The sequence below is a fragment of the Pleurocapsa sp. FMAR1 genome, from assembly GCF_963665995.1.
Taxonomy (GTDB): domain Bacteria; phylum Cyanobacteriota; class Cyanobacteriia; order Cyanobacteriales; family Xenococcaceae; genus Waterburya.
This window is the reverse complement of the sequence record NZ_OY762512.1, coordinates 1,676,355-1,693,889: the sequence shown is the minus strand read 5'-3', so window position 1 is coordinate 1,693,889 and position 17,535 is coordinate 1,676,355. Positions and strand designations below refer to the sequence as shown.

Here is a 17,535-nt window from a genome sequence, read left to right as displayed (position 1 = left end):
ATTATTTGCCTGATTATAGTCGGTTTGCTATTTACTATGTAGCGATCGCGCATAACGTGAGAAAGTAATTGTGTGATTAACAGCCAAGGCTAGTTTAATTGTAGATATTCTTGACTCTAAAAAAAACTAAATCAAAACAATTAATCAAACAAAGGATGATAGACTTCCCTGAAAAAACGCTGATGTTTAGGATCTAAATTGGCAATAACTTCTGGGGGAATAGTTGGCTTATGATGGCGAACATTGATGTGGTTATAAGCACAGAAAATTGCTGCACGAGGGTTGTGAGGATTTTGCCAAATATCACCTGAGTGTCTGACTGCTTCTGAGAAAATTATCAATGAGCCAGGAGGACAGCTATAGCTTTCCCACAGTCCTGAATCTCTAGCATCTATAGTGGTAACAGGATTAGTGCGAATATTATAGTTTGCTTTGTGGCTTCCTGGGATAAAACAAGTCCCGCCTTTATCTTCTAAAACCTCATTTAATTCCCAGACTACCCGCGTCATACCCGCATAAATTCTGCCATCCTGAAAATTATAGGCATAGTTAGGGTTGGTAGTTGGGCCACCTGCATGAGGATTCCACTCTCCTTCTCCTTTTTCTCGGTAGCTCAAAAAAGCGTTTTCCAAACGGATCTTATTGACATCTGGATCGATTACATCTAGCAACACATTCATCACCGCAGGATGGTCAATTAGTTTAGCAAAAGCTCCTCCTGGTAAATAACGCTCGTGGGGTGGTAACGACTCTGGATCATTCTTTTGGCGCAGTACCAAATCTTTGATTACCTTGACTTCATCCTTGTTTAATACGGCGGGTATAACAATATAACCCTTAAGATCGAATACTACGCGATCGTGCTGAGTCATGTTTCCTCCTGAAAGACCAAAGCTATTTTGAATTAAGTTTGTGGCTTTTAGGGCAGCTTTTTTGCTTTTATTTTTTATCTTGTCTCGAAGTTGAGATAAATTATTCATCAGCTAGAAGCATTGTCCTACAGATAAATTATACTTTTACACATTATACTTTGTGCAGAAATAAAAATTTTACCTAAGCTCTACTTTATCCAATTGAACAGCGTTATTAAGTAGATTCACTGACATAAAATACGTCTAAATGTACTAAGTCTTTAGTTGAGTTTGCTTGATTAACCGATGGTCAAACTCACTTTTGTAGGTTTGACTAAATTGGCTATGGCTTTAACGTTTACTTTTCGTTCATTGTTAAAGTTATGAGTTTCTTCTTCTATTATCTCAATATTAATTAGAGGCATTTCTTGCCAGCACCCACGACAAAACCAGTAGTCTCGATGACGACTTATGTGGTGCATTAATTTATTAGAACAGCAAGGACACAAAGCATAGGTTTTCATGGTTTTAGATACCTCTAATATATAGCAATAGTCACGGTAAACTGAATCTTGTTTTCGGCAAAATTTGAGAAGATATTATGGTTTAATCTAGCTGTAGCAGTTAGAAAAATGATTTGAATTCAATAACTTCAAATCAAGGCAACTCTCGTGGACTGATTTAAAGCAGTAAGCAAGAATTCTATATTTAAAAAGTTGTTGTGAAAAGCAGATTCAGATGGGATCTTGAATCCTGGATTTTCTTAAAGAGTTTTAAATTAAAGCCATTGTTAATATCAAGCTAGATAAATAACTTAAAGATATTGTAAAGTTGCGCTTTCTTTTATTATAGGTCAGGAAAATCATTAGTTTATAAAATAATGTTAAATTTGCTTTACTTTATCGGTGATAGACAACTTAATTTTTATAAATATCATAGATACTGGGGATCGCAGTCAGTCAAAAGATATATTGCTAGATTTTGAAGATTTATTAATGTTAAAAAAACTTGGTTTTATTGTTACTGGAGTTTGTGTAATCCTATACATTTTTATCTGTTTAATATTACGTTTCGGACAAACCAAATTAATATTTCAGCCAGATGACTTAATTAAATCAACTCCCGAAAAATATAATTTATATTATGAAGATGTTTGGATTGCTATAGACCAAGAAAAAATTCATGGATGGTGGATTCCCTATCGTCAAAAAACTGCTCCAGTTTTGCTGTATTTTCACGGTAATGGCAGTAATAATGGGGATTTACCTGGGATTGCTGCTATGTTTAATCAGTTAAAATTATCGGTTTTATTGATAGACTATCGAGGCTATGGCAAAAGTAGTCCTAGATTTCCGAATGAAACAAGGGTATACGAAGATGCTGATGCAGCCTGGGAATACTTAACTAAAAAACGCCAAATAAAGCCTCAGAATATCTTTATCTACGGTCATTCATTAGGTGGCGCGATCGCCATAAATTTAGCAATAAAACACCCGCAGATGGCTGGATTAATTACCGAAGGAACTTTTACTTCTATGAAAGAGATTGCTGGATTTAATCGAGCTTTCCGACTTTTTCCTTTAGATTGGATTATTACTCAACGCTTTGATTCGATTACTAAAATAAAGTCTCTACAAACTCCTTTATTAATATTTCATGGTAGTGCTGATCAAACTATTCCTGCTTATATGGCGCAGAAGCTCTTTAATGCTGCACCAGAACCGAAACAGCTAGTGATTATTCCTCAAGCAACACATAATAATGTGCATCAAGCAGGAGGTCAAGAGTATTTTCAGACTTTACAAAGGTTTATTCAAGCTAATTCTGAAGCTGCTCATCCTTAAATTTAAGCTTGAATATTGAATATCAAATTTTTGTGTTAAACAAAATATAGTCTGAGATTAACTAAGGAGTTATAATCGCCATAATTCTTGGATTATTAAGGCATTCAATGAAAGAACGCATTGCTAAATCATTTGATATCTGCGCTAATAAACTAGTTCAATTTAGTCAAGATCGAGGTCGCCAGTACTGGTTGATTTTTCTGTTTATTTTGGCTTTAACTCTGGTATCTATCACTCCTTTTCCTGGTCATTCTCAGGATTTATCCAGTGGAAAAATAAATTCGACTGGCAATCAAGTATGTCAAATAGACAAATCGAGGGAACTAAGAGGGGTATGGCTGACAAATATAGATAGTGATGTTTTGTTTGAAGATAAAAAAACTAAAGATGCGATCGCCCTTTTAGCAGCATCAAATTTTAATACTATCTATCCTACAGTCTGGAATTGGGGCTATACTCTTTATCCTTCAAAGATTTCAGAAGCAGCTACAGGTTTGGCACTCGACCCCAATAAAGGACTACAGGATCGAGATATCTTAGCAGAAATCGTTAAAGAGGGACATCAGCACCGAATGAGCGTAATTCCCTGGTTTGAGTTCGGCTTTATGGCTCCTGCTGACTCGGAGTTAGCCAAGCGTCACCCTCAATGGCTAACCAAAAGACAAGACGGCAGCACTATTTGGTGGGAAGGGAACGTACATCAACGAGTATGGCTAAATCCTTTACGTCCTGACGTACAGAAATTTATGACTGATTTAATCGTTGAGATAGTCAGTAACTATGACATTGACGGCATACAGCTAGACGATCACTTTGGCTATCCGTCTGAGTTAGGCTATGACGAATACACCGTCAAGCTTTATCAACAGGAGCATGATGGCAAATTGCCTCCAAAAGATCCTTTAGATCCAGATTGGGTTCAGTGGCGTGCAGACAAAATCACGACTTATGTAGCCAAGCTATTTCAGGAGATCAAAAGCCACAACCCCCAGGCAATTGTATCTGTATCTCCCAACCCCCAAGAATTTTCTCTCAATTCCTTCTTGCTGGACTGGCACAAATGGGAAAGAAAAGGCTTAATTGAAGAACTAATTGTCCAAGTATATCGCGATCGCACTGCTAGTTTTCTCCGAGAATTAGAACAGCCAGAAATACTATTAGCCAAGGAGCATATTCCCGTTGGAATTGGCATTTTATCAGGCTTAAAAGGTCGTCCTATATTCTGGCACAAAATTTACCAGCAGGTTAATATCGCCCGTCGCCAGAAGTTTGCGGGCATATCCTTTTTCTTTTACGAAAGTCTCTGGAATCTTGCAGCAGAATCACCTCAAAGAAGACAAGCTGCTTTAAAAAATTTATTTCGCGATCGAGCCCAGCGACCTAATTTATCTAATTGCCAATTTGCCAATTCTTTGACCCAAAATGATGTGCAGAATGATTAATTTGGGAACTATGACTGGGTGGAGCATGGAGAAATCACAGTAAATGGACAGCAAACTAAAATATCTAACCACCGAAGATTACAATGTTCTACTGGAAAAAGCTCAAGTTGCCACTTACGAGCAAAATGAGGTGATTCTCAAAGAAGGTCGTTTGTCTCAGCAGATTTTTTTAGTCAGAAAAGGCATAGTTAGAGTTGAAAGATCGGCTTCTGGTAGGGGAGTGGCAATTTCATTTTTAGAGCCAGGAGAGATTTTTGGCGAAATGTCTTTTTTAGAAGAAGTTCCCGCTAGTGCTGCGGTGATTGCTCAAAGCAAAGTGGAAGTTTGTATTTTAGATAAGCAAAATCTCTATTCTCTGCTGACTTCTGTGCCAGGTTTATCAGAACGTTTTTATCAGTCTTTGGCGCACAATCTTGCTAGTCGTTTGCGTCAAACCTCTTCTTTGGTAGCTCATTTGATGCGACGAGTACGCATCGCTCCTAAATATGAGATGCAGCGAACGGGACAGGTTGGTCAAGACAGCATACCTCCTGAATTAATTGGCGAAACAGAATTATTTAAAGAAGCTCTTTATCATATTGAACAGTCTATTCGCGAAAAAAAACTAAGCGAAACGGAAGCTCAAGAACAAATTAATAAAATTTGCAATATGCTGCTCAATTCTTTGAGAGAGCAGATTATTCAAGAGCCAGCTATGCAGAAAGCGATTGGAACTTACTTGTTTCGCGAGACTTTTCCTTTCTATATGCTCAGTAGCTTCTTCGATCGCGCCTTTCGTAAGCCTGGAGATTGTGTCAGCGATTGCTATATCACTAGACTTTTATCTCAAAATGAACCAGAAGGAGATGGATATTTAGGAATTTATTTAGACCGTTGGATTCGTTCATTACCCACTTTTTTAGCTCTGAGAAATCGTGGGGGCATAATTACCGACACCGTTAAACAGTTAGCAGAAGATTGGTCTGCTGACGATCCTATGCCTATCACTAGTTTAGCCAGTGGTTCTGCACCAGAAATATTAGATCTTTATTTCCAAAGTTCACCACCGAATGCTCATGTTACCTGTATAGACTTTAATCACCAAGATTTAGCTGCTGCTGCTGCTGTGGCTCACAAATGGGGCTTTCGGGACAATTTAACTTTTATTCAAGATAATCTCTTTTTATTAGCTGAAGGCTATAGCCATATAGACATTCCACCTCAGCAGATGATCTATAGCATCAGTATGGCAAATTACCTACGCGATCGCGAGTTGATTCGCATTTTAGACTGGATTTACGATCGTCTTTTACCTAACGGTACGGTGATTTTAGGTAACTTCCACTCAGCTAATCCCGATCGCGTTTTGTTAGAACATATTCTTGAATGGCACTCTATTTATCGCTCTGCCGAAGAACTAGAAAAACTGTTTTTTCGTTCTAAATTTCGTTCTTTACCCGTAGATATTCAATCCGACGAATTTGGGGTTGAGTTATTTGTCGTCTGCACCAAAACTTGGCAAGATGAAAAACCAGAGAAATAGACGTAGGGTGGGCATGAAGCAAAATTTTATCTTAGACAAGAGTATTTTCAGATGCCCACCGAACCAACCAACATCTAGGTCGGTGCGATCGCTCTGACACATAAAATTAACAACGCCGTTTACTGTTAGCTAACAATCTGAGAAAATTAGTAAGGTTGGAAAATATAAGTAAATTTTTTTAGGAAATAGCAAGATATGACTAACACTCCAGTAACCGCAGGGGATTTAGCAGAACTGATTGTAGAATTTGAGCAATATCGCGATCGCCTGGTCAACGAAACTTTAGAAGCAGCCAAAAAAGCCAAGCTGCCCAAAAAAGCAACCATGGCAAAGTTAGAGCCACAGCTAGCAGAAATTGATAGCAAACTAGCAAGAATCCGCGAACAACAAGCTAATTTGACTGAGAATAATTAGAAATGACTAATACGCCTAACACTTCTAAGAATGGTGATACGCTGCTGCTCGATCTCGAAGAAACAGATGAACTGTTAGCCAAAATAAATCAGCAGCTTGTTCAAGGAACTTTTGACCATAGTGACCAACAGCTTTTGTGGCAAATGGTGGAATGCTTAGGGGATACGCGGGGCATGGTCAGGCTAGGCTATGCAGAGGCTTTAGGAAAAGTAGGCAAACCCGCCCTAGATCTATTGATCGATGCCTTATTAGATCATTCCAATGCAGTGGTTAGAAGAGCAGCAGGAAAAACTTTAACTTTAATTGAAGATCCCAAGGCTGTCCCCTATTTGATTCAGGCACTATTAAATGACGAAGATACGGTAGTGCAAGCATCTGCCATTGGCGCACTGGCGCGGATAGGGGAAGCATCGGTAACGCCTTTATTAGAAGTGCTGGCTGCCAAGGAATCTACTGAAAGCAATAAAGGTCATGCAGCTTGGGCTTTAGCGTTTATTGGTGCTAAGGCAAAAGATAAGCTATACGAAGTTTATGACTCAGACTCTCCTGAAGTTCGGGCTGCGGTGGTAGGTGCGATCGCCAAAGTAGTAGAAGAAGACCGCCATGATGCTAAGGCATTGAATTTATTAGTTACATCTTTACAAGATCCTGCAACCAACGTTCGTAGTGAAGCAGCAGCCGTACTGGGTAACCTAAAATATCAGCCAGCTATTCCTGATTTGAGATTATTGCTAAATCATGCAGAGGCAGAAACCCGCAAATCAGCAGCTTTATCCTTGATGAAAATTGGCGATCGCGATTCTATTGAGTCGTTACAGACTGCTTTAGATCGAGAAAAAGATGAAGGGGTCAAAAAAGCGATCGCTTTGGCTATATCTTTACTAGAAAGACAAAATGACGAAGATGATTGGTAAGGCTTACTAAGCTACACTCGGCAACATATAAAGAATAATCTTAGATAATTTAACAGAAGAAACTCAAAGATTCGGTAATCTTCCCACACCTTAAAATTGCTAGTTGAATTAAAATCAATATTAATCAGCAACGTAAAAGTGTAAATATAAATTTTAGATCATGAGTAGTAGTAGTAATTTTAAAAAAGCAATGCAGGAGGTTCAGGGACAGGCGATCCTCGGACCTAATGTAATTCCCAACGCTTTACCTTATTTAGGTGGCGGTTTGGTGTTAACTGCTTTAGGAACTTATGGCGGTTTAGGCGTAATTGCTTCTCGTCCAGATTTATTCATGCCCACCTTTATTGGGGCAATGATTGCAGAATTAGTTCTTTTCTTTGTGGCTCGTGGAGTGGCAAACCAAGGAAACAACAGTACCGCTTTACCTTTATTAGTTCTTTATAGTCTTCTATCGGGATATACCCTTAGTGGTATTGTTCATCTCGCTCTTAGTAATTCAGGAGTTGGCATTCAGGGTGTAGGAATTGCTGCCCTTGGCTGTGGTGTCACCTTTATAGTCGGGCGCAAAATCGGCTCAAACCTTAGCGATAAAGATGGTTTAGCTCTCGCGCAAACAGTACGTCTCGGTGTTACTGCTTTATTAGTTGTCTTAGTAGGACAATTACTTCTTTCCCTATTCGGTGTTTACACTCCTAGCTGGCTAGAAGTAGCTATTTCTGGTTTAGGTGTAGCTTTGTTTGCAGGTGTGGCTGTGGTAGATTTTTATATCTTACCTCGCACCTATAAAGACGAACAGTATTTACCTGCTGCTTTGTCGATGTATCTTACTTACATCAACCTATTTGTATTTATTCTGCGTCTATTGCTGGCGATGAATAGCCGTGATTAATTTACAGCAATAGATTAAGCCAATCGCATATTTGTTGAATAAATTACTTCTCCGCTTCTAGAAATATAACTAGGAGCGGTTTTTTATTGGGGGAAAACTCTTAAATTTGATTTATGTACAAGCTAATTTATTTAGTATGAATACTGAAGTTATTTAATATCAAAGTGATTAAACTTAGAGTAATACAAGCCTTAATTCATCTAGCTTTTATATATTTCTAAATAATCGCTTAATCTGCTATTTAAGGACGATTAAATTCAAAATTTGGTTTAACAAAAATGCGTTGGAAATTATTTGTTGAATTTTGTTTGACTGTTTCAGTTACTTTTATTCTAGCTGGAGACTTGTTTTTACCTCAACCATATAGTAGTGGTAGTCAACAATTAAAAACTAATATTAATTATTTTTTGATTGGTTTATTACCCCGCAAGGAAATTATTGATGTTCATTTGAACAAAGATCCTGTGCTTTGAATAGACTTATTGGCTGAGATTATCAAAGTAATCATTTGCTGTCATACTCTAATTTAGCAACGCCAAAAAAAAGGGAAGTAAATTCCCTTTTATTAACTGAAAATTATAAATTTAGAGCATTACTGGTCATTTTTAAGCCAGCTAAAGTGAGCGCGAACATCTTTACCTACTTCTTCGATAGGATGTTCTGATTCTAAACGGCGAGTAGCAGTAAATCCAGGTTTACCAGCTTGGTTTTCGAGAATAAAGTCTCTGGCAAAGTCTCCCTGCTGAATTTCTCGGAGAATTTTACGCATCTCAGCGCGAGTACTTTCGTTAATTATTCTAGGACCACGGGTATAGTCACCATATTCGGCGGTATTAGAAATACTGTCGCGCATCTTTGCTAAACCACCCTCGACAATTAAATCGACAATTAGCTTAACTTCGTGCAAACATTCAAAATAAGCTAATTCAGGCTGATAACCCGCTTCAACTAAGGTTTCAAAACCCGTTTTGATTAAGGCACTCAATCCGCCACAAAGAACAGCCTGTTCGCCAAATAAATCTGTTTCGGTTTCTTCTCTAAAGGAGGTTTCTAAAATACCTGCTCTTGTACCACCTACACCTTTAGCATAAGCCATAGCGCGATCGCGTGCTTGACCAGTTGCATCTTGATAAACTGCAAACAGACAAGGTACACCCTGTCCTTGAGTATAGGTACGTCTGACTAAATGTCCAGGCCCTTTAGGTGCAACCATCATTACGTCTACCGTGCTAGGAGGAACAATTTGACCAAAGTGGATATTGAACCCGTGAGCAAAGGCTAACATTTTACCGTCTGTTAAGTGTGGTGCAACTTGCTCGGTATAAACTTGCCTTTGAACCTCATCTGGTAGCAAAATCATAATTAGATCCGCTGCTTTGGCTGCATCTTCTACAGAATGAACTTTTAAACCATCTGCTTCTGCCTTGGCTTTTGATTTACTTGAAGGATATAAGCCAACAATTACGTTTACACCGCTATCTTTGAGGTTTAGAGCGTGGGCGTGTCCTTGAGAACCATAGCCAAGAATCGCTACCGTCTTGTCTTTCAATAGGTCTAAGTTAGCATCTTCATCGTAATACATCCGCGCCATAAGAATTTCTCCAAAATCATTAAATCTTGCTTGTGTGATTATTATAGGCTTCTGTGTTAATTCAAAAAATATAGTAAAGACGATAAGTACTATAGATATCTTCTATGGAGTATTATTAATTACTGACAAACCTGAAGCATCGAACAACAATCTTCTAAGGTGGGCAAGATTGTTGTTCAAGTAAAATGTTAAACTTCACTTTTAGTTGGTCCATTCTACTTGCTGATTACGAACCAAAGACTTCCTTTTCTCTGCCTTTCCACCATTCTCCTAGCTTAAGTAAATCGGCTTGAATATCTTCTAATTCTTTCATGTATTCTTGGGGTGGAATTTCGTCTTTGCGTTCTTGTAATTTTTTTAATCTTAACTGTACCAACAGCCAGGGTTTAGATATACCGTCAGTAGCTTCAATATACTGGGCTAATTCTCGACTATTCATTTGTCAATCAAGCTATTTATTAAAGTTTGCTTATATTCTTTAAAGATAGCCTAAATGATTTAGACAAAGAATCAAGGAATTTTATTATATTTTAGGATCGTAGATTAAATAAATGCGGGCATTTATTACGGGTGGGACGGGTTTTATCGGCGCAAATTTAGTTAGGCTATTGTTACAGCAAGGCTATGTAGTTAAAGCTCTAGTAAGGGAAAATAGCTGTTTAGATAATCTGACATCTTTGGATGTAGAAATTGTTAGAGGAGATTTAAACGATCGCCATTTAGCTCAAGAAATGTCTGACTGTCAGGTATTATTTCATGTTGCTGCCCAATATTCTCTATGGCAAAGCGATCGCGAATTACTCTATCGTAGCAATGTTTTAGGTACACGCAATATTTTAAGCTGCGCCCGTCAAGCAGGTATTGAAAGAACTGTATATACTAGCTCGGTAGCAGCGATTGGAGTCAATGATGGCGTGGCAGTCAACGAAACCTATCAAAGCCCCGTAGATAAACTAGTAGGATATTATAAAAAGTCTAAGTATTACGCCGAACAAGAAGCAGTAAAAGCAGTCCAGCAGGGACAAGATATAGTGATTGTTAACCCCAGTACACCCATAGGTGCGTTAGATCTTAAGCCAACTCCCACGGGAGAAATTATTGTTCGTTTTCTGCAACGAAAAATGCCTTTTTATGTGGATACAGGATTAAACTTAATTGATGTCAAGGATGTAGCTTGGGGTCATATTTTGGCACTAGAAAAAGGGATAACAGGCGATCGCTATATTTTAGGCAATCAAAATTTAACTTTTGCTCAATTATTAGATAAGTTAGCCAAAATTACAGGTTTACCTGCACCAAAATCGACTATCCCCTATTGGATACCTTATAGTGTTGCTTGGCTAGAAGAAAGCATTTTTGCCAGGCTGGGTAAGCAGCCGACGATTGCTATTGATGGGGTACGAATGTCAAAACAAAAAATGTTTTACGATGCCACAAAAGCCGTGAGCAAATTGAGTTTACCCCAGTCTAGTATCGATCAGGCTTTAGAAGATGCGGTGGGCTGGTTTTCCCAAAGGGTGAAGGATGAAGAATAAGGAAAGAATAAGAAATATATTTGATTTGCCAACTAAATTACCTCAAGAAGAACTATTCGAGGCGTTGGTAGATAATGATAACGTTCTGGTTGAAAAAGTAGTTTCTACAGGACAGATTACCCCAGAAGGAGAATGGTATGACCAAGAGCGAGATGAATGGTTAATTGTCTTTCAAGGAGAAGGAAAACTTGGTTATGAAGACGGTTCTCATATTAAGCTAACCACAGGGGATTATCTATTTATTCCTGCTCATCAAAAACATCGAGTTGAGTATACCAGTACTGAACCTCCCTGTATTTGGCTCACGATCTTTTTTTAACCGAAAAAGTCTACATTCGCCATATATTAACTCACGCTGAATACGATAAGGATAATTGGAAATTATGACAGTTATTGCACCAGAATTAAAACGACAATGGAAGACAATCGCGCCTTATTTAACAATTAGCAATGAGCAAGAATACGACGAAGCGGTAGAGAGACTTAACGTTCTGCTTGAGGAAGTAGGGGATGATGAATCTCATCCTCTTTATAGCTTACTGGATACTTTGGCGATATTAATTGAAGCTTATGATAATGAACATTCTCCACTGCCAGACTGCAAGGGAATAGACGCTTTAATTTACCTAATGGAAGAACATTCTTTATCACAATCTGATTTGCCAGAAATAGGTTCTCAGGGAGTTGTTTCAGAAATTTTCAATGACAAACGGAAGTTAAACGTAAGACAGATTCAAATGTTAGCAGAACGATTTCAAGTTTCTGCTGCAACATTTTTTGACTGAAGCAAAGGTGGCAAATGATAAACTTAATCCACTAACTCTTTTAATCCCACGCTGATACTGCTGAATAATTTCATGAGGGGATTATCCAATTTAAACGAAAATGAATTTTGCTGACAAACTCAATCAGGCGATCGCCACGAATAATAGTCTCTTGGTTGTGGGACTCGATCCTAATCCTGAAATGATGCCTCCTGACTATCTAAAAAAAGATGACGATAATCTAATTAGCTCTATAGAAGCTTGGTTATTGTGGGTAATTGAATCAACTAACGATCGCGTTTGCGCCTACAAACCAACTCTGGGTTTTTATCAAGCGTTAGGAATTGAAGGGTTACAGTTATTAGAGCGTATTTTGTTGGCTATTCCCTCAGCAATTCCCATCATCTTGGATGCCAAACACAGCGATCTCAATACTAGTACTGTCTTTGCTGAAACTATTTTTGCTCGCTGGCAGGTAGATGCGGTAACTCTGACTCCCTTTGCAGGACAAGATCATGCTGCACCTTTTTTAGTTTATTCAGATAAAGCCGTATTTATCCTCAGTCATACTTCTAATCCTCAAGCGGAAAAACTGCAAAGATATCCTAGTTTAGAAAATCCATTTTACTTACAGGTAGTCAAAGAAGCTCAAACTTGGGCAACTCCAAAACAGCTATATCTAGAAGTAGGGACAACTAATCCTGAAATATTAAGTAGAATTAGAGCGATCGCACCAGAAAGGACAATTCTACTTCGTAGTCTTTGGAGTAAGAATAATTTTGAATCCCTGCTCAATACAGGGTTAGATGACAATGGTGAAGGATTACTAATTCCCATTCCCCAAGACTTTTTGGCTACAAATAATCTTGCTGCCGAGGTTGCACAACTTAATCAAAATGTTAACAAGTATCGAGAGTTAAGAATCAAGCAGGGGTCAAGCTGTCAGCTTTGGACACCAAATGTATGTCTGCTTAATCAGCATCCTTATCAGTCTCTGATTCTTCAGCTATTTGACATTGGCTGCTTGCTATTTGGAGAATATGTCCAGGCTTCGGGAGCAACTTTTTCTTACTATATAGATCTGCGTAAAATAATTTCTAATCCGCAAATTTTTAATCAGGTTTTAAGTGCCTACGGCGATATAGTGCAGAACCTAGAATTCGATCGGATTGCAGGTATTCCCTATGGTGCATTGCCCACAGCAACAGGACTAGCGTTAAATCTTCAGCGTCCGATGATTTTTCCCCGCAAAGAAGTAAAAGCTCATGGTACTCGACGTTTGATTGAAGGTGGTTTTAATCCAGGAGAAAAGGTAGTCGTGATTGACGACATCTTAATTAGTGGCAAAAGCGTGATGGAAGGGGCAGAAAAGCTCAAATCTGCTGGTTTAAAGATTGAAGATATTGTGGTGTTTATCGATCACGAAGGTGGAGTAAAAGATCGCCTAGCAGATAATGGTTATCGCGCTCACTCAGTTCTGAGTATTTCGGAAATTACCGATACTTTATACGAGGCTGGACGCATCACAGAGAAGCAATATAATGCTGTTCAAGAAAATCATTAAAGGGACACAACTTTAATATCCTCCTGGTTTAGCTAAACTTTCAAATTTAGTAAGTTCAGCGTTAAATAATAATTTGACTGTTCCCACTGGGCCATTACGGTGTTTAACTATACTAACTTCGGTGATGCCTCGATCTGGAGTATCAGGATTATAATACTCATCACGATAAATCATCATCACTAAATCCGCGTCTTGCTCAATGGAATTGTGAACTACTATATCGTTAGCAATAAAATTGTGATGGATAGGAATAGTCAAATCAAAAACTTCAGTTTTTCCTTCAGCCTCAATTGAGATGACTTTGTCCCAATATAAGTCACTGTCTGCTAAGTTTTCAATTTCTTGAGATTTAACTACGGTAGCTAATTTACTTGCCCTTTCTCTACTGACGTTTTGTTTGTAAAGACTAGTACCACAATAATTATTTCCTAATTGACTGATAGTTAATAAAGAAGAACTAAACAATATTCGAGGGACAGCTAAATAGTCTCCTACAACTAATTCATCTAATCTTTTCCAGCCGTGAATAGTCACGACGGGAGTGGAATATGGCTCTTGAACAGAGCCATTTCCTCCCGTCAAAAACCGATGATTTGCTGTAGCGCAAATTTTACGCCCTAAAGCAGTTTGTAAACTAAAAACAGATTTAATTCCTGTAGCAAAAGCCCGACTAACTAATGCTGGTTCAATTTTTTGGCTAGCTTGATTTAATGCCCACACGCTAAAACCCGACTTCCCAACTAAATCTTTAATTGGAACTCTTCGCCCAGTGTCAACCATCGTAATCAAGCTATCTCCAGACAAGCAACCAGACTCTCTCAAGTCAGATAACATCGGGCGTTTATTGGTTCTTTGTTCTACTCCACGACTTAGCTGAGATAAAGCTACAATTGGCACGTTTAATTCCCTAGCTAAACCTTTTAAACTCCGCGTCATCTTCGATAGCTGCTGTACGCGGTTGTCATTATCGCCTCCTTCCATTAGCTGAAGATAGTCGATCATCACTAAGCCTAAAGGATCTTTTTGCTGTGCTTGGAGACGACGGACTTGCGATCGCATTTGCATTACAGTTAAGTTAGCCGTATCGTCGATATATATTGGCAATTCTGACAGCTTCTCTACCCCATCAATCAACTGTCCAAACTCATTTTGAGCAATTCTACCCGAACGTAAGCGGTTACTAGGAATCCTTGCCTCACTAGATAACAGTCTTTGGGTTAACTGTTCCCGCGACATTTCTAAACTAAACACAGCGATGGGTAATTTGGAATTTCTAGCAATGTTAGAAGCCACACATAAAGCAAACGCCGTCTTTCCCATTGATGGTCTGCCAGCGATAATAATTAAATCAGAACGACTAAAACCGCTAGTCATGGCATCCAAATCATAGTAACCAGAAGGAACACCAGGTAAAGCTGTATTCTGATGTAGTTCCTCAATGGTATTAAAGGTATTGACGAGAGTTTCGGCAATAGGAACTAAACCCTCTTGAGGACGTTCTTGAGTTAGGCGAAATATTTTTTGTTCGGCAGAATCTAAGACTACTTCTAATTCGGTGGCGTTATCGTAGCCAAGATCGACAATTTCATGTCCTGAAGTAATTAACTGACGACGGATATACTTTTCCATGATCAGGTTGGCATAGCGATCGATATTTACCGCCGACACAGTACGGTTAAGCAACTGTGCCAGCTTGGTAGTACCGCCAACCTGTTCTAGTAAATCGCGATCGCTCAAGTAAGTACTGAGAGCAATAAAATCTGTCGGTTTTCCTTTGCTATTAAGAGTTAGTGCAGCCTGATAAATCTCTTGATGAGCTTTGACATAAAAAGCATTTTTAACTACTAGTTCTGCTACTCTAGTAATTGCTTCTGGATCGAACAGGATGCCACCCAGGATTGCCTCTTCCGCCTCGATACTAGCTGGAGGTAAGTTGTTTATTTCTGCCATTAATCACTTTGGATTCTTACAGCATAACTATAGAACAAATATTCTACTTTCTTAGTTGGTTTTAAGAAAATATACTAATAATTAAACAATTAGGTACTTAAAAGTGATCTAGTATCCTCTCTCAAGTTTTATTTTTTGAGAAATCAGTACCCAACATACAGGCTCGCTCTAGGTTAGCACCATTTAAATTACTACCTTCTAATTCAGCACAAAGTAGATTAGCCCCCGATAAATCTGCACCAGCCAAGTTTGCGCCTCTTAAATCAGCTTCTTCTAAGTTTGTATCGCTGAGGTTTGCCCCCTGCAAATCAGCTTGAGACAAGTTTGCGCCTTTGAGATTAGCACTATTGAGGTTTACTCCTCGCAAATCTGCACCGCGTAAATCCACCCCTTTTAAATTAACTCCAGTTAAATTGGCTCCACTCAAAAATGCTCCAGAAAGAGAAGCTTGAGACAATTTTGCCCCCATTAAGTTTGCTCCCCGTAGATTACTACCGCGTAAATCCGCATTACTAAGATCGGCCTGCATTAAATTAGCACCCAAAAGATTTGCTCGAAGATCTGCTAGCTTAAAATTAGCTCCTAGAAGATTTGCTCCATCCAATCTTGCTCCTTTGAGATTAGAGTGAGAGAAATCGACTCCGACTAAATTTGCCCCAGCCAAGTTAATTTTTTCTAGTTGACAATTATCTAACTCTTCATCTTCTAAATCTATACCAGGAAAGTGCTTTTGTTGTCCTGTGCGAATTTGTTCTACGGTCATTGTAAATGTTGCTTCGGTATTTATTAAAGATAGATTTTATTTAAAAGCTCTAGGCTTTAAGCTTTAAGACATAAGCCTTAAATTGTTCAAGAAGATCTTGTCTTATTTTTACGAGCATTTTCAGAATCTACTAACCACATTCCAGTAGCAATTTTAGGTCGATAAGTCTCAAGAGTCATACCCTGCTGCATACCCATAACTAAAAGTGATAAAGCATCTAATAGTTTAGGATCGTATCTTTTACCTGCTAAGGTATGACAATCTTCCAAAGCTTTAGCAGCCGGATTTTTATCCAAAGAATATTGCTTGTATGCCTTCATTTTTTGCTGAAAGTCTGCCAGCAAACACAAGATTCTCGATTCTACAGGAATAGCATCATAAGCTATCCCTGTAGGAATTCCCGAACCATCCCAGGCTTCTCTTTGGTGGATAAGTATTTTTGATATTGCCTCTAATTGGGGCATAACTCGTAAAACAGAAGCTTTAGGCAAAAACTCACTATGATCTAAAGTTTCTGCTTGTGCTTGAGACTGTCTGTTACGGCTTTTTGTGACCTCAGGTAGCCCAACGCGGTGCAATAATGCCGATAGATAAAGCCGTTTTGCCTGCCACGCAGGAAGATCTAATAATTGTGACATTGCTTCAGCCATTGTTGCCACTTCAGATGCAGCCATGGGATTACTAACGTCAGTAGTATCTAACAACTGTGCCATGCGGAGAAAAGCCTGCATCTCGTTAGACACAATATTTTCATCCAAATCTTTAAAACCTTGGAAACTAGAACCTTGTGGTTGATGGAGAGTTTTTTTGGAGTCCTGCAGATACTTGACTACTTGAGACACCACTGCATCTAAGTCATCTCTTTGTCTTGTACCCGACTCAGCAGTCATTTTAGCTACTTTGGTTGTCATTATTTCAGCCAATTTTGGATCGTAGCCTCTTATATGATCGATAGCTAATTCGACTGTTTCGCGCACTAACTTCGGTTCAAACGTCCAAAAGCCATAGAATTTTCGCTCTAAATCTTTTTGGGGTTTGTTATTACCATAATCAGCATCCGACAGTTCTTGACACAACACCATAGCTGTGTAAGTAGGGGAAAGAATCATCAAATGCCACTCTTCGGCAACAGGGTCTTCTGGCTTGAGATCGACTAGGGATACATTTTCTTTCTTGCTAGTAGGATGGCTATCAAACCCAGCGTCGGGAGTTGCCATTATGACTACATGATTTGATTTGTCTGCCAGATCATTGTAGCGATCGGCTTCTTCTAAATACCATTTACCACGCTGAAAAGCTGTTACCATCAGAGGTGGGTTATTTGAATCCAAAATGAAGTCCTCTAGCGCATGACATAGAGCAACTAAAGTGTTTTTGTAATAAACTCCCAAGTTCAAAGGTCGTTTACCGTGACGATGAGCTTCGTCTAATCTTTGTAATATTGAACCTTCCAGCATAGTAAATAATTAGTTAATTAAATTAAAGCGCGATT

18 protein-coding genes are annotated in these 17,535 nt (G+C 38.7%); 11 read left to right on the top strand and 7 right to left on the bottom strand.

Features of this window, described 5'->3' with window-relative positions; all coding sequences use genetic code 11:
- Positions 1 to 140: 140 nt before the first annotated feature.
- Both SLP02_RS08240 and SLP02_RS08235 read right to left on the bottom strand, forming a co-directional pair.
- Entirely contained in the window at positions 141 to 980 is an 840-nt protein-coding gene (locus SLP02_RS08240) for a phytanoyl-CoA dioxygenase family protein (RefSeq protein WP_319420178.1), read from the bottom strand.
- 170 nt (positions 981 to 1,150) lie between these two features.
- Positions 1,151 to 1,375: a hypothetical protein gene (locus tag SLP02_RS08235; RefSeq protein ID WP_319420177.1), complete on the bottom strand. Its 225-nt coding sequence runs from the start codon at positions 1,373 to 1,375 to the stop codon at positions 1,151 to 1,153.
- 471 nt (positions 1,376 to 1,846) lie between these two features.
- Here SLP02_RS08235 and SLP02_RS08230 point away from each other — a divergent pair, with 471 nt between their 5' ends.
- The 7 genes from SLP02_RS08230 (at position 1,847) to SLP02_RS08200 (ending at position 8,349) form a co-directional block, all read left to right on the top strand.
- On the top strand, positions 1,847 to 2,695 hold the full coding sequence (locus tag SLP02_RS08230) for an alpha/beta hydrolase (protein WP_319420176.1): 849 nt from the start codon (positions 1,847 to 1,849) through the stop codon (positions 2,693 to 2,695).
- 107 nt (positions 2,696 to 2,802) lie between these two features.
- Positions 2,803 to 4,137, top strand: a complete 1,335-nt coding sequence (locus tag SLP02_RS08225; protein ID WP_319420175.1) for a glycoside hydrolase family 10 protein — start codon at positions 2,803 to 2,805, stop codon at positions 4,135 to 4,137.
- 43 nt (positions 4,138 to 4,180) lie between these two features.
- Positions 4,181 to 5,659 carry a Crp/Fnr family transcriptional regulator gene (locus SLP02_RS08220; RefSeq protein ID WP_319420174.1) on the top strand — a complete coding sequence of 493 codons (1,479 nt, stop codon included), beginning with the start codon at positions 4,181 to 4,183 and terminating at the stop codon, positions 5,657 to 5,659.
- 195 nt (positions 5,660 to 5,854) lie between these two features.
- Positions 5,855 to 6,073 carry a hypothetical protein gene (locus tag SLP02_RS08215; protein ID WP_319420173.1) on the top strand — a complete coding sequence of 73 codons (219 nt, stop codon included), beginning with the start codon at positions 5,855 to 5,857 and terminating at the stop codon, positions 6,071 to 6,073.
- A 2-nt stretch (positions 6,074 to 6,075) separates the two neighbouring features.
- Positions 6,076 to 6,987 (top strand): HEAT repeat domain-containing protein, encoded by a 912-nt coding sequence (locus SLP02_RS08210; protein WP_319420172.1) that lies wholly within the window; start codon positions 6,076 to 6,078, stop codon positions 6,985 to 6,987.
- A 160-nt stretch (positions 6,988 to 7,147) separates the two neighbouring features.
- Positions 7,148 to 7,876 carry a Bax inhibitor-1/YccA family protein gene (locus SLP02_RS08205; protein ID WP_319420171.1) on the top strand — a complete coding sequence of 243 codons (729 nt, stop codon included), beginning with the start codon at positions 7,148 to 7,150 and terminating at the stop codon, positions 7,874 to 7,876.
- A gap of 278 nt (positions 7,877 to 8,154) precedes the next feature.
- On the top strand, positions 8,155 to 8,349 hold the full coding sequence (locus tag SLP02_RS08200; protein WP_319420170.1) for a hypothetical protein: 195 nt from the start codon (positions 8,155 to 8,157) through the stop codon (positions 8,347 to 8,349).
- 119 nt (positions 8,350 to 8,468) lie between these two features.
- Here SLP02_RS08200 and ilvC read toward each other — a convergent pair whose 3' ends face one another.
- On the bottom strand, positions 8,469 to 9,467 hold the full coding sequence (gene ilvC / locus SLP02_RS08195; RefSeq protein ID WP_319420169.1) for a ketol-acid reductoisomerase: 999 nt from the start codon (positions 9,465 to 9,467) through the stop codon (positions 8,469 to 8,471).
- A gap of 226 nt (positions 9,468 to 9,693) precedes the next feature.
- Positions 9,694 to 9,906, bottom strand: coding sequence for a hypothetical protein (locus SLP02_RS08190; protein WP_319420168.1), 213 nt, complete (start codon positions 9,904 to 9,906; stop codon positions 9,694 to 9,696).
- Positions 9,907 to 10,018: 112 nt separating this feature from the next.
- Here SLP02_RS08190 and hpnA point away from each other — a divergent pair, with 112 nt between their 5' ends.
- The 4 genes from hpnA to SLP02_RS08170 all read left to right on the top strand — a co-directional run bounded on the left by hpnA (position 10,019) and on the right by SLP02_RS08170 (position 13,330).
- Positions 10,019 to 11,002 carry a hopanoid-associated sugar epimerase gene (hpnA, locus tag SLP02_RS08185; RefSeq protein WP_319420167.1) on the top strand — a complete coding sequence of 328 codons (984 nt, stop codon included), beginning with the start codon at positions 10,019 to 10,021 and terminating at the stop codon, positions 11,000 to 11,002.
- The gene (locus tag SLP02_RS08180) at positions 10,992 to 11,321 is read left to right on the top strand and encodes a cupin domain-containing protein (RefSeq protein ID WP_413467142.1); all 330 of its coding nucleotides are present in this window, start codon (positions 10,992 to 10,994) and stop codon (positions 11,319 to 11,321) included. The genes hpnA and SLP02_RS08180 overlap by 11 nt, the downstream gene beginning before the upstream one ends.
- 64 nt (positions 11,322 to 11,385) lie before the next feature.
- On the top strand, positions 11,386 to 11,787 hold the full coding sequence (locus tag SLP02_RS08175) for a helix-turn-helix domain-containing protein (RefSeq protein ID WP_319420165.1): 402 nt from the start codon (positions 11,386 to 11,388) through the stop codon (positions 11,785 to 11,787).
- Between the two features lie 100 nt (positions 11,788 to 11,887).
- Positions 11,888 to 13,330 (top strand): bifunctional orotidine-5'-phosphate decarboxylase/orotate phosphoribosyltransferase, encoded by a 1,443-nt coding sequence (locus SLP02_RS08170; protein ID WP_319420164.1) that lies wholly within the window; start codon positions 11,888 to 11,890, stop codon positions 13,328 to 13,330.
- Between the two features lie 12 nt (positions 13,331 to 13,342).
- Here SLP02_RS08170 and dnaB read toward each other — a convergent pair whose 3' ends face one another.
- The 3 genes from dnaB to SLP02_RS08155 form a co-directional block, all read right to left on the bottom strand.
- A complete protein-coding gene (dnaB, locus tag SLP02_RS08165) occupies positions 13,343 to 15,280 on the bottom strand; it encodes a replicative DNA helicase (protein ID WP_319420163.1) in 1,938 nt (645 codons plus the stop codon).
- 121 nt (positions 15,281 to 15,401) lie between these two features.
- The gene (locus SLP02_RS08160) at positions 15,402 to 16,043 is read right to left on the bottom strand and encodes a pentapeptide repeat-containing protein (RefSeq protein WP_319420162.1); all 642 of its coding nucleotides are present in this window, start codon (positions 16,041 to 16,043) and stop codon (positions 15,402 to 15,404) included.
- An 86-nt stretch (positions 16,044 to 16,129) separates the two neighbouring features.
- On the bottom strand, positions 16,130 to 17,500 hold the full coding sequence (locus tag SLP02_RS08155) for a DICT sensory domain-containing protein (RefSeq protein WP_319420161.1): 1,371 nt from the start codon (positions 17,498 to 17,500) through the stop codon (positions 16,130 to 16,132).
- Positions 17,501 to 17,535: the final 35 nt, after the last annotated feature.

Coding starts and splice junctions, on each gene's coding strand:
- SLP02_RS08240 (WP_319420178.1), bottom strand. CDS start 980: ATGAATAATTTATCTCAACTTCGAGACAAGATAAAAAATAAAAGCAAA.
- SLP02_RS08235 (WP_319420177.1), bottom strand. CDS start 1,375: ATGAAAACCTATGCTTTGTGTCCTTGCTGTTCTAATAAATTAATGCAC.
- SLP02_RS08230 (WP_319420176.1), top strand. CDS start 1,847: ATGTTAAAAAAACTTGGTTTTATTGTTACTGGAGTTTGTGTAATCCTA.
- SLP02_RS08225 (WP_319420175.1), top strand. CDS start 2,803: ATGAAAGAACGCATTGCTAAATCATTTGATATCTGCGCTAATAAACTA.
- SLP02_RS08220 (WP_319420174.1), top strand. CDS start 4,181: ATGGACAGCAAACTAAAATATCTAACCACCGAAGATTACAATGTTCTA.
- SLP02_RS08215 (WP_319420173.1), top strand. CDS start 5,855: ATGACTAACACTCCAGTAACCGCAGGGGATTTAGCAGAACTGATTGTA.
- SLP02_RS08210 (WP_319420172.1), top strand. CDS start 6,076: ATGACTAATACGCCTAACACTTCTAAGAATGGTGATACGCTGCTGCTC.
- SLP02_RS08205 (WP_319420171.1), top strand. CDS start 7,148: ATGAGTAGTAGTAGTAATTTTAAAAAAGCAATGCAGGAGGTTCAGGGA.
- SLP02_RS08200 (WP_319420170.1), top strand. CDS start 8,155: ATGCGTTGGAAATTATTTGTTGAATTTTGTTTGACTGTTTCAGTTACT.
- ilvC (WP_319420169.1), bottom strand. CDS start 9,467: ATGGCGCGGATGTATTACGATGAAGATGCTAACTTAGACCTATTGAAA.
- SLP02_RS08190 (WP_319420168.1), bottom strand. CDS start 9,906: ATGAATAGTCGAGAATTAGCCCAGTATATTGAAGCTACTGACGGTATA.
- hpnA (WP_319420167.1), top strand. CDS start 10,019: ATGCGGGCATTTATTACGGGTGGGACGGGTTTTATCGGCGCAAATTTA.
- SLP02_RS08180 (WP_413467142.1), top strand. CDS start 10,992: ATGAAGAATAAGGAAAGAATAAGAAATATATTTGATTTGCCAACTAAA.
- SLP02_RS08175 (WP_319420165.1), top strand. CDS start 11,386: ATGACAGTTATTGCACCAGAATTAAAACGACAATGGAAGACAATCGCG.
- SLP02_RS08170 (WP_319420164.1), top strand. CDS start 11,888: ATGAATTTTGCTGACAAACTCAATCAGGCGATCGCCACGAATAATAGT.
- dnaB (WP_319420163.1), bottom strand. CDS start 15,280: ATGGCAGAAATAAACAACTTACCTCCAGCTAGTATCGAGGCGGAAGAG.
- SLP02_RS08160 (WP_319420162.1), bottom strand. CDS start 16,043: ATGACCGTAGAACAAATTCGCACAGGACAACAAAAGCACTTTCCTGGT.
- SLP02_RS08155 (WP_319420161.1), bottom strand. CDS start 17,500: ATGCTGGAAGGTTCAATATTACAAAGATTAGACGAAGCTCATCGTCAC.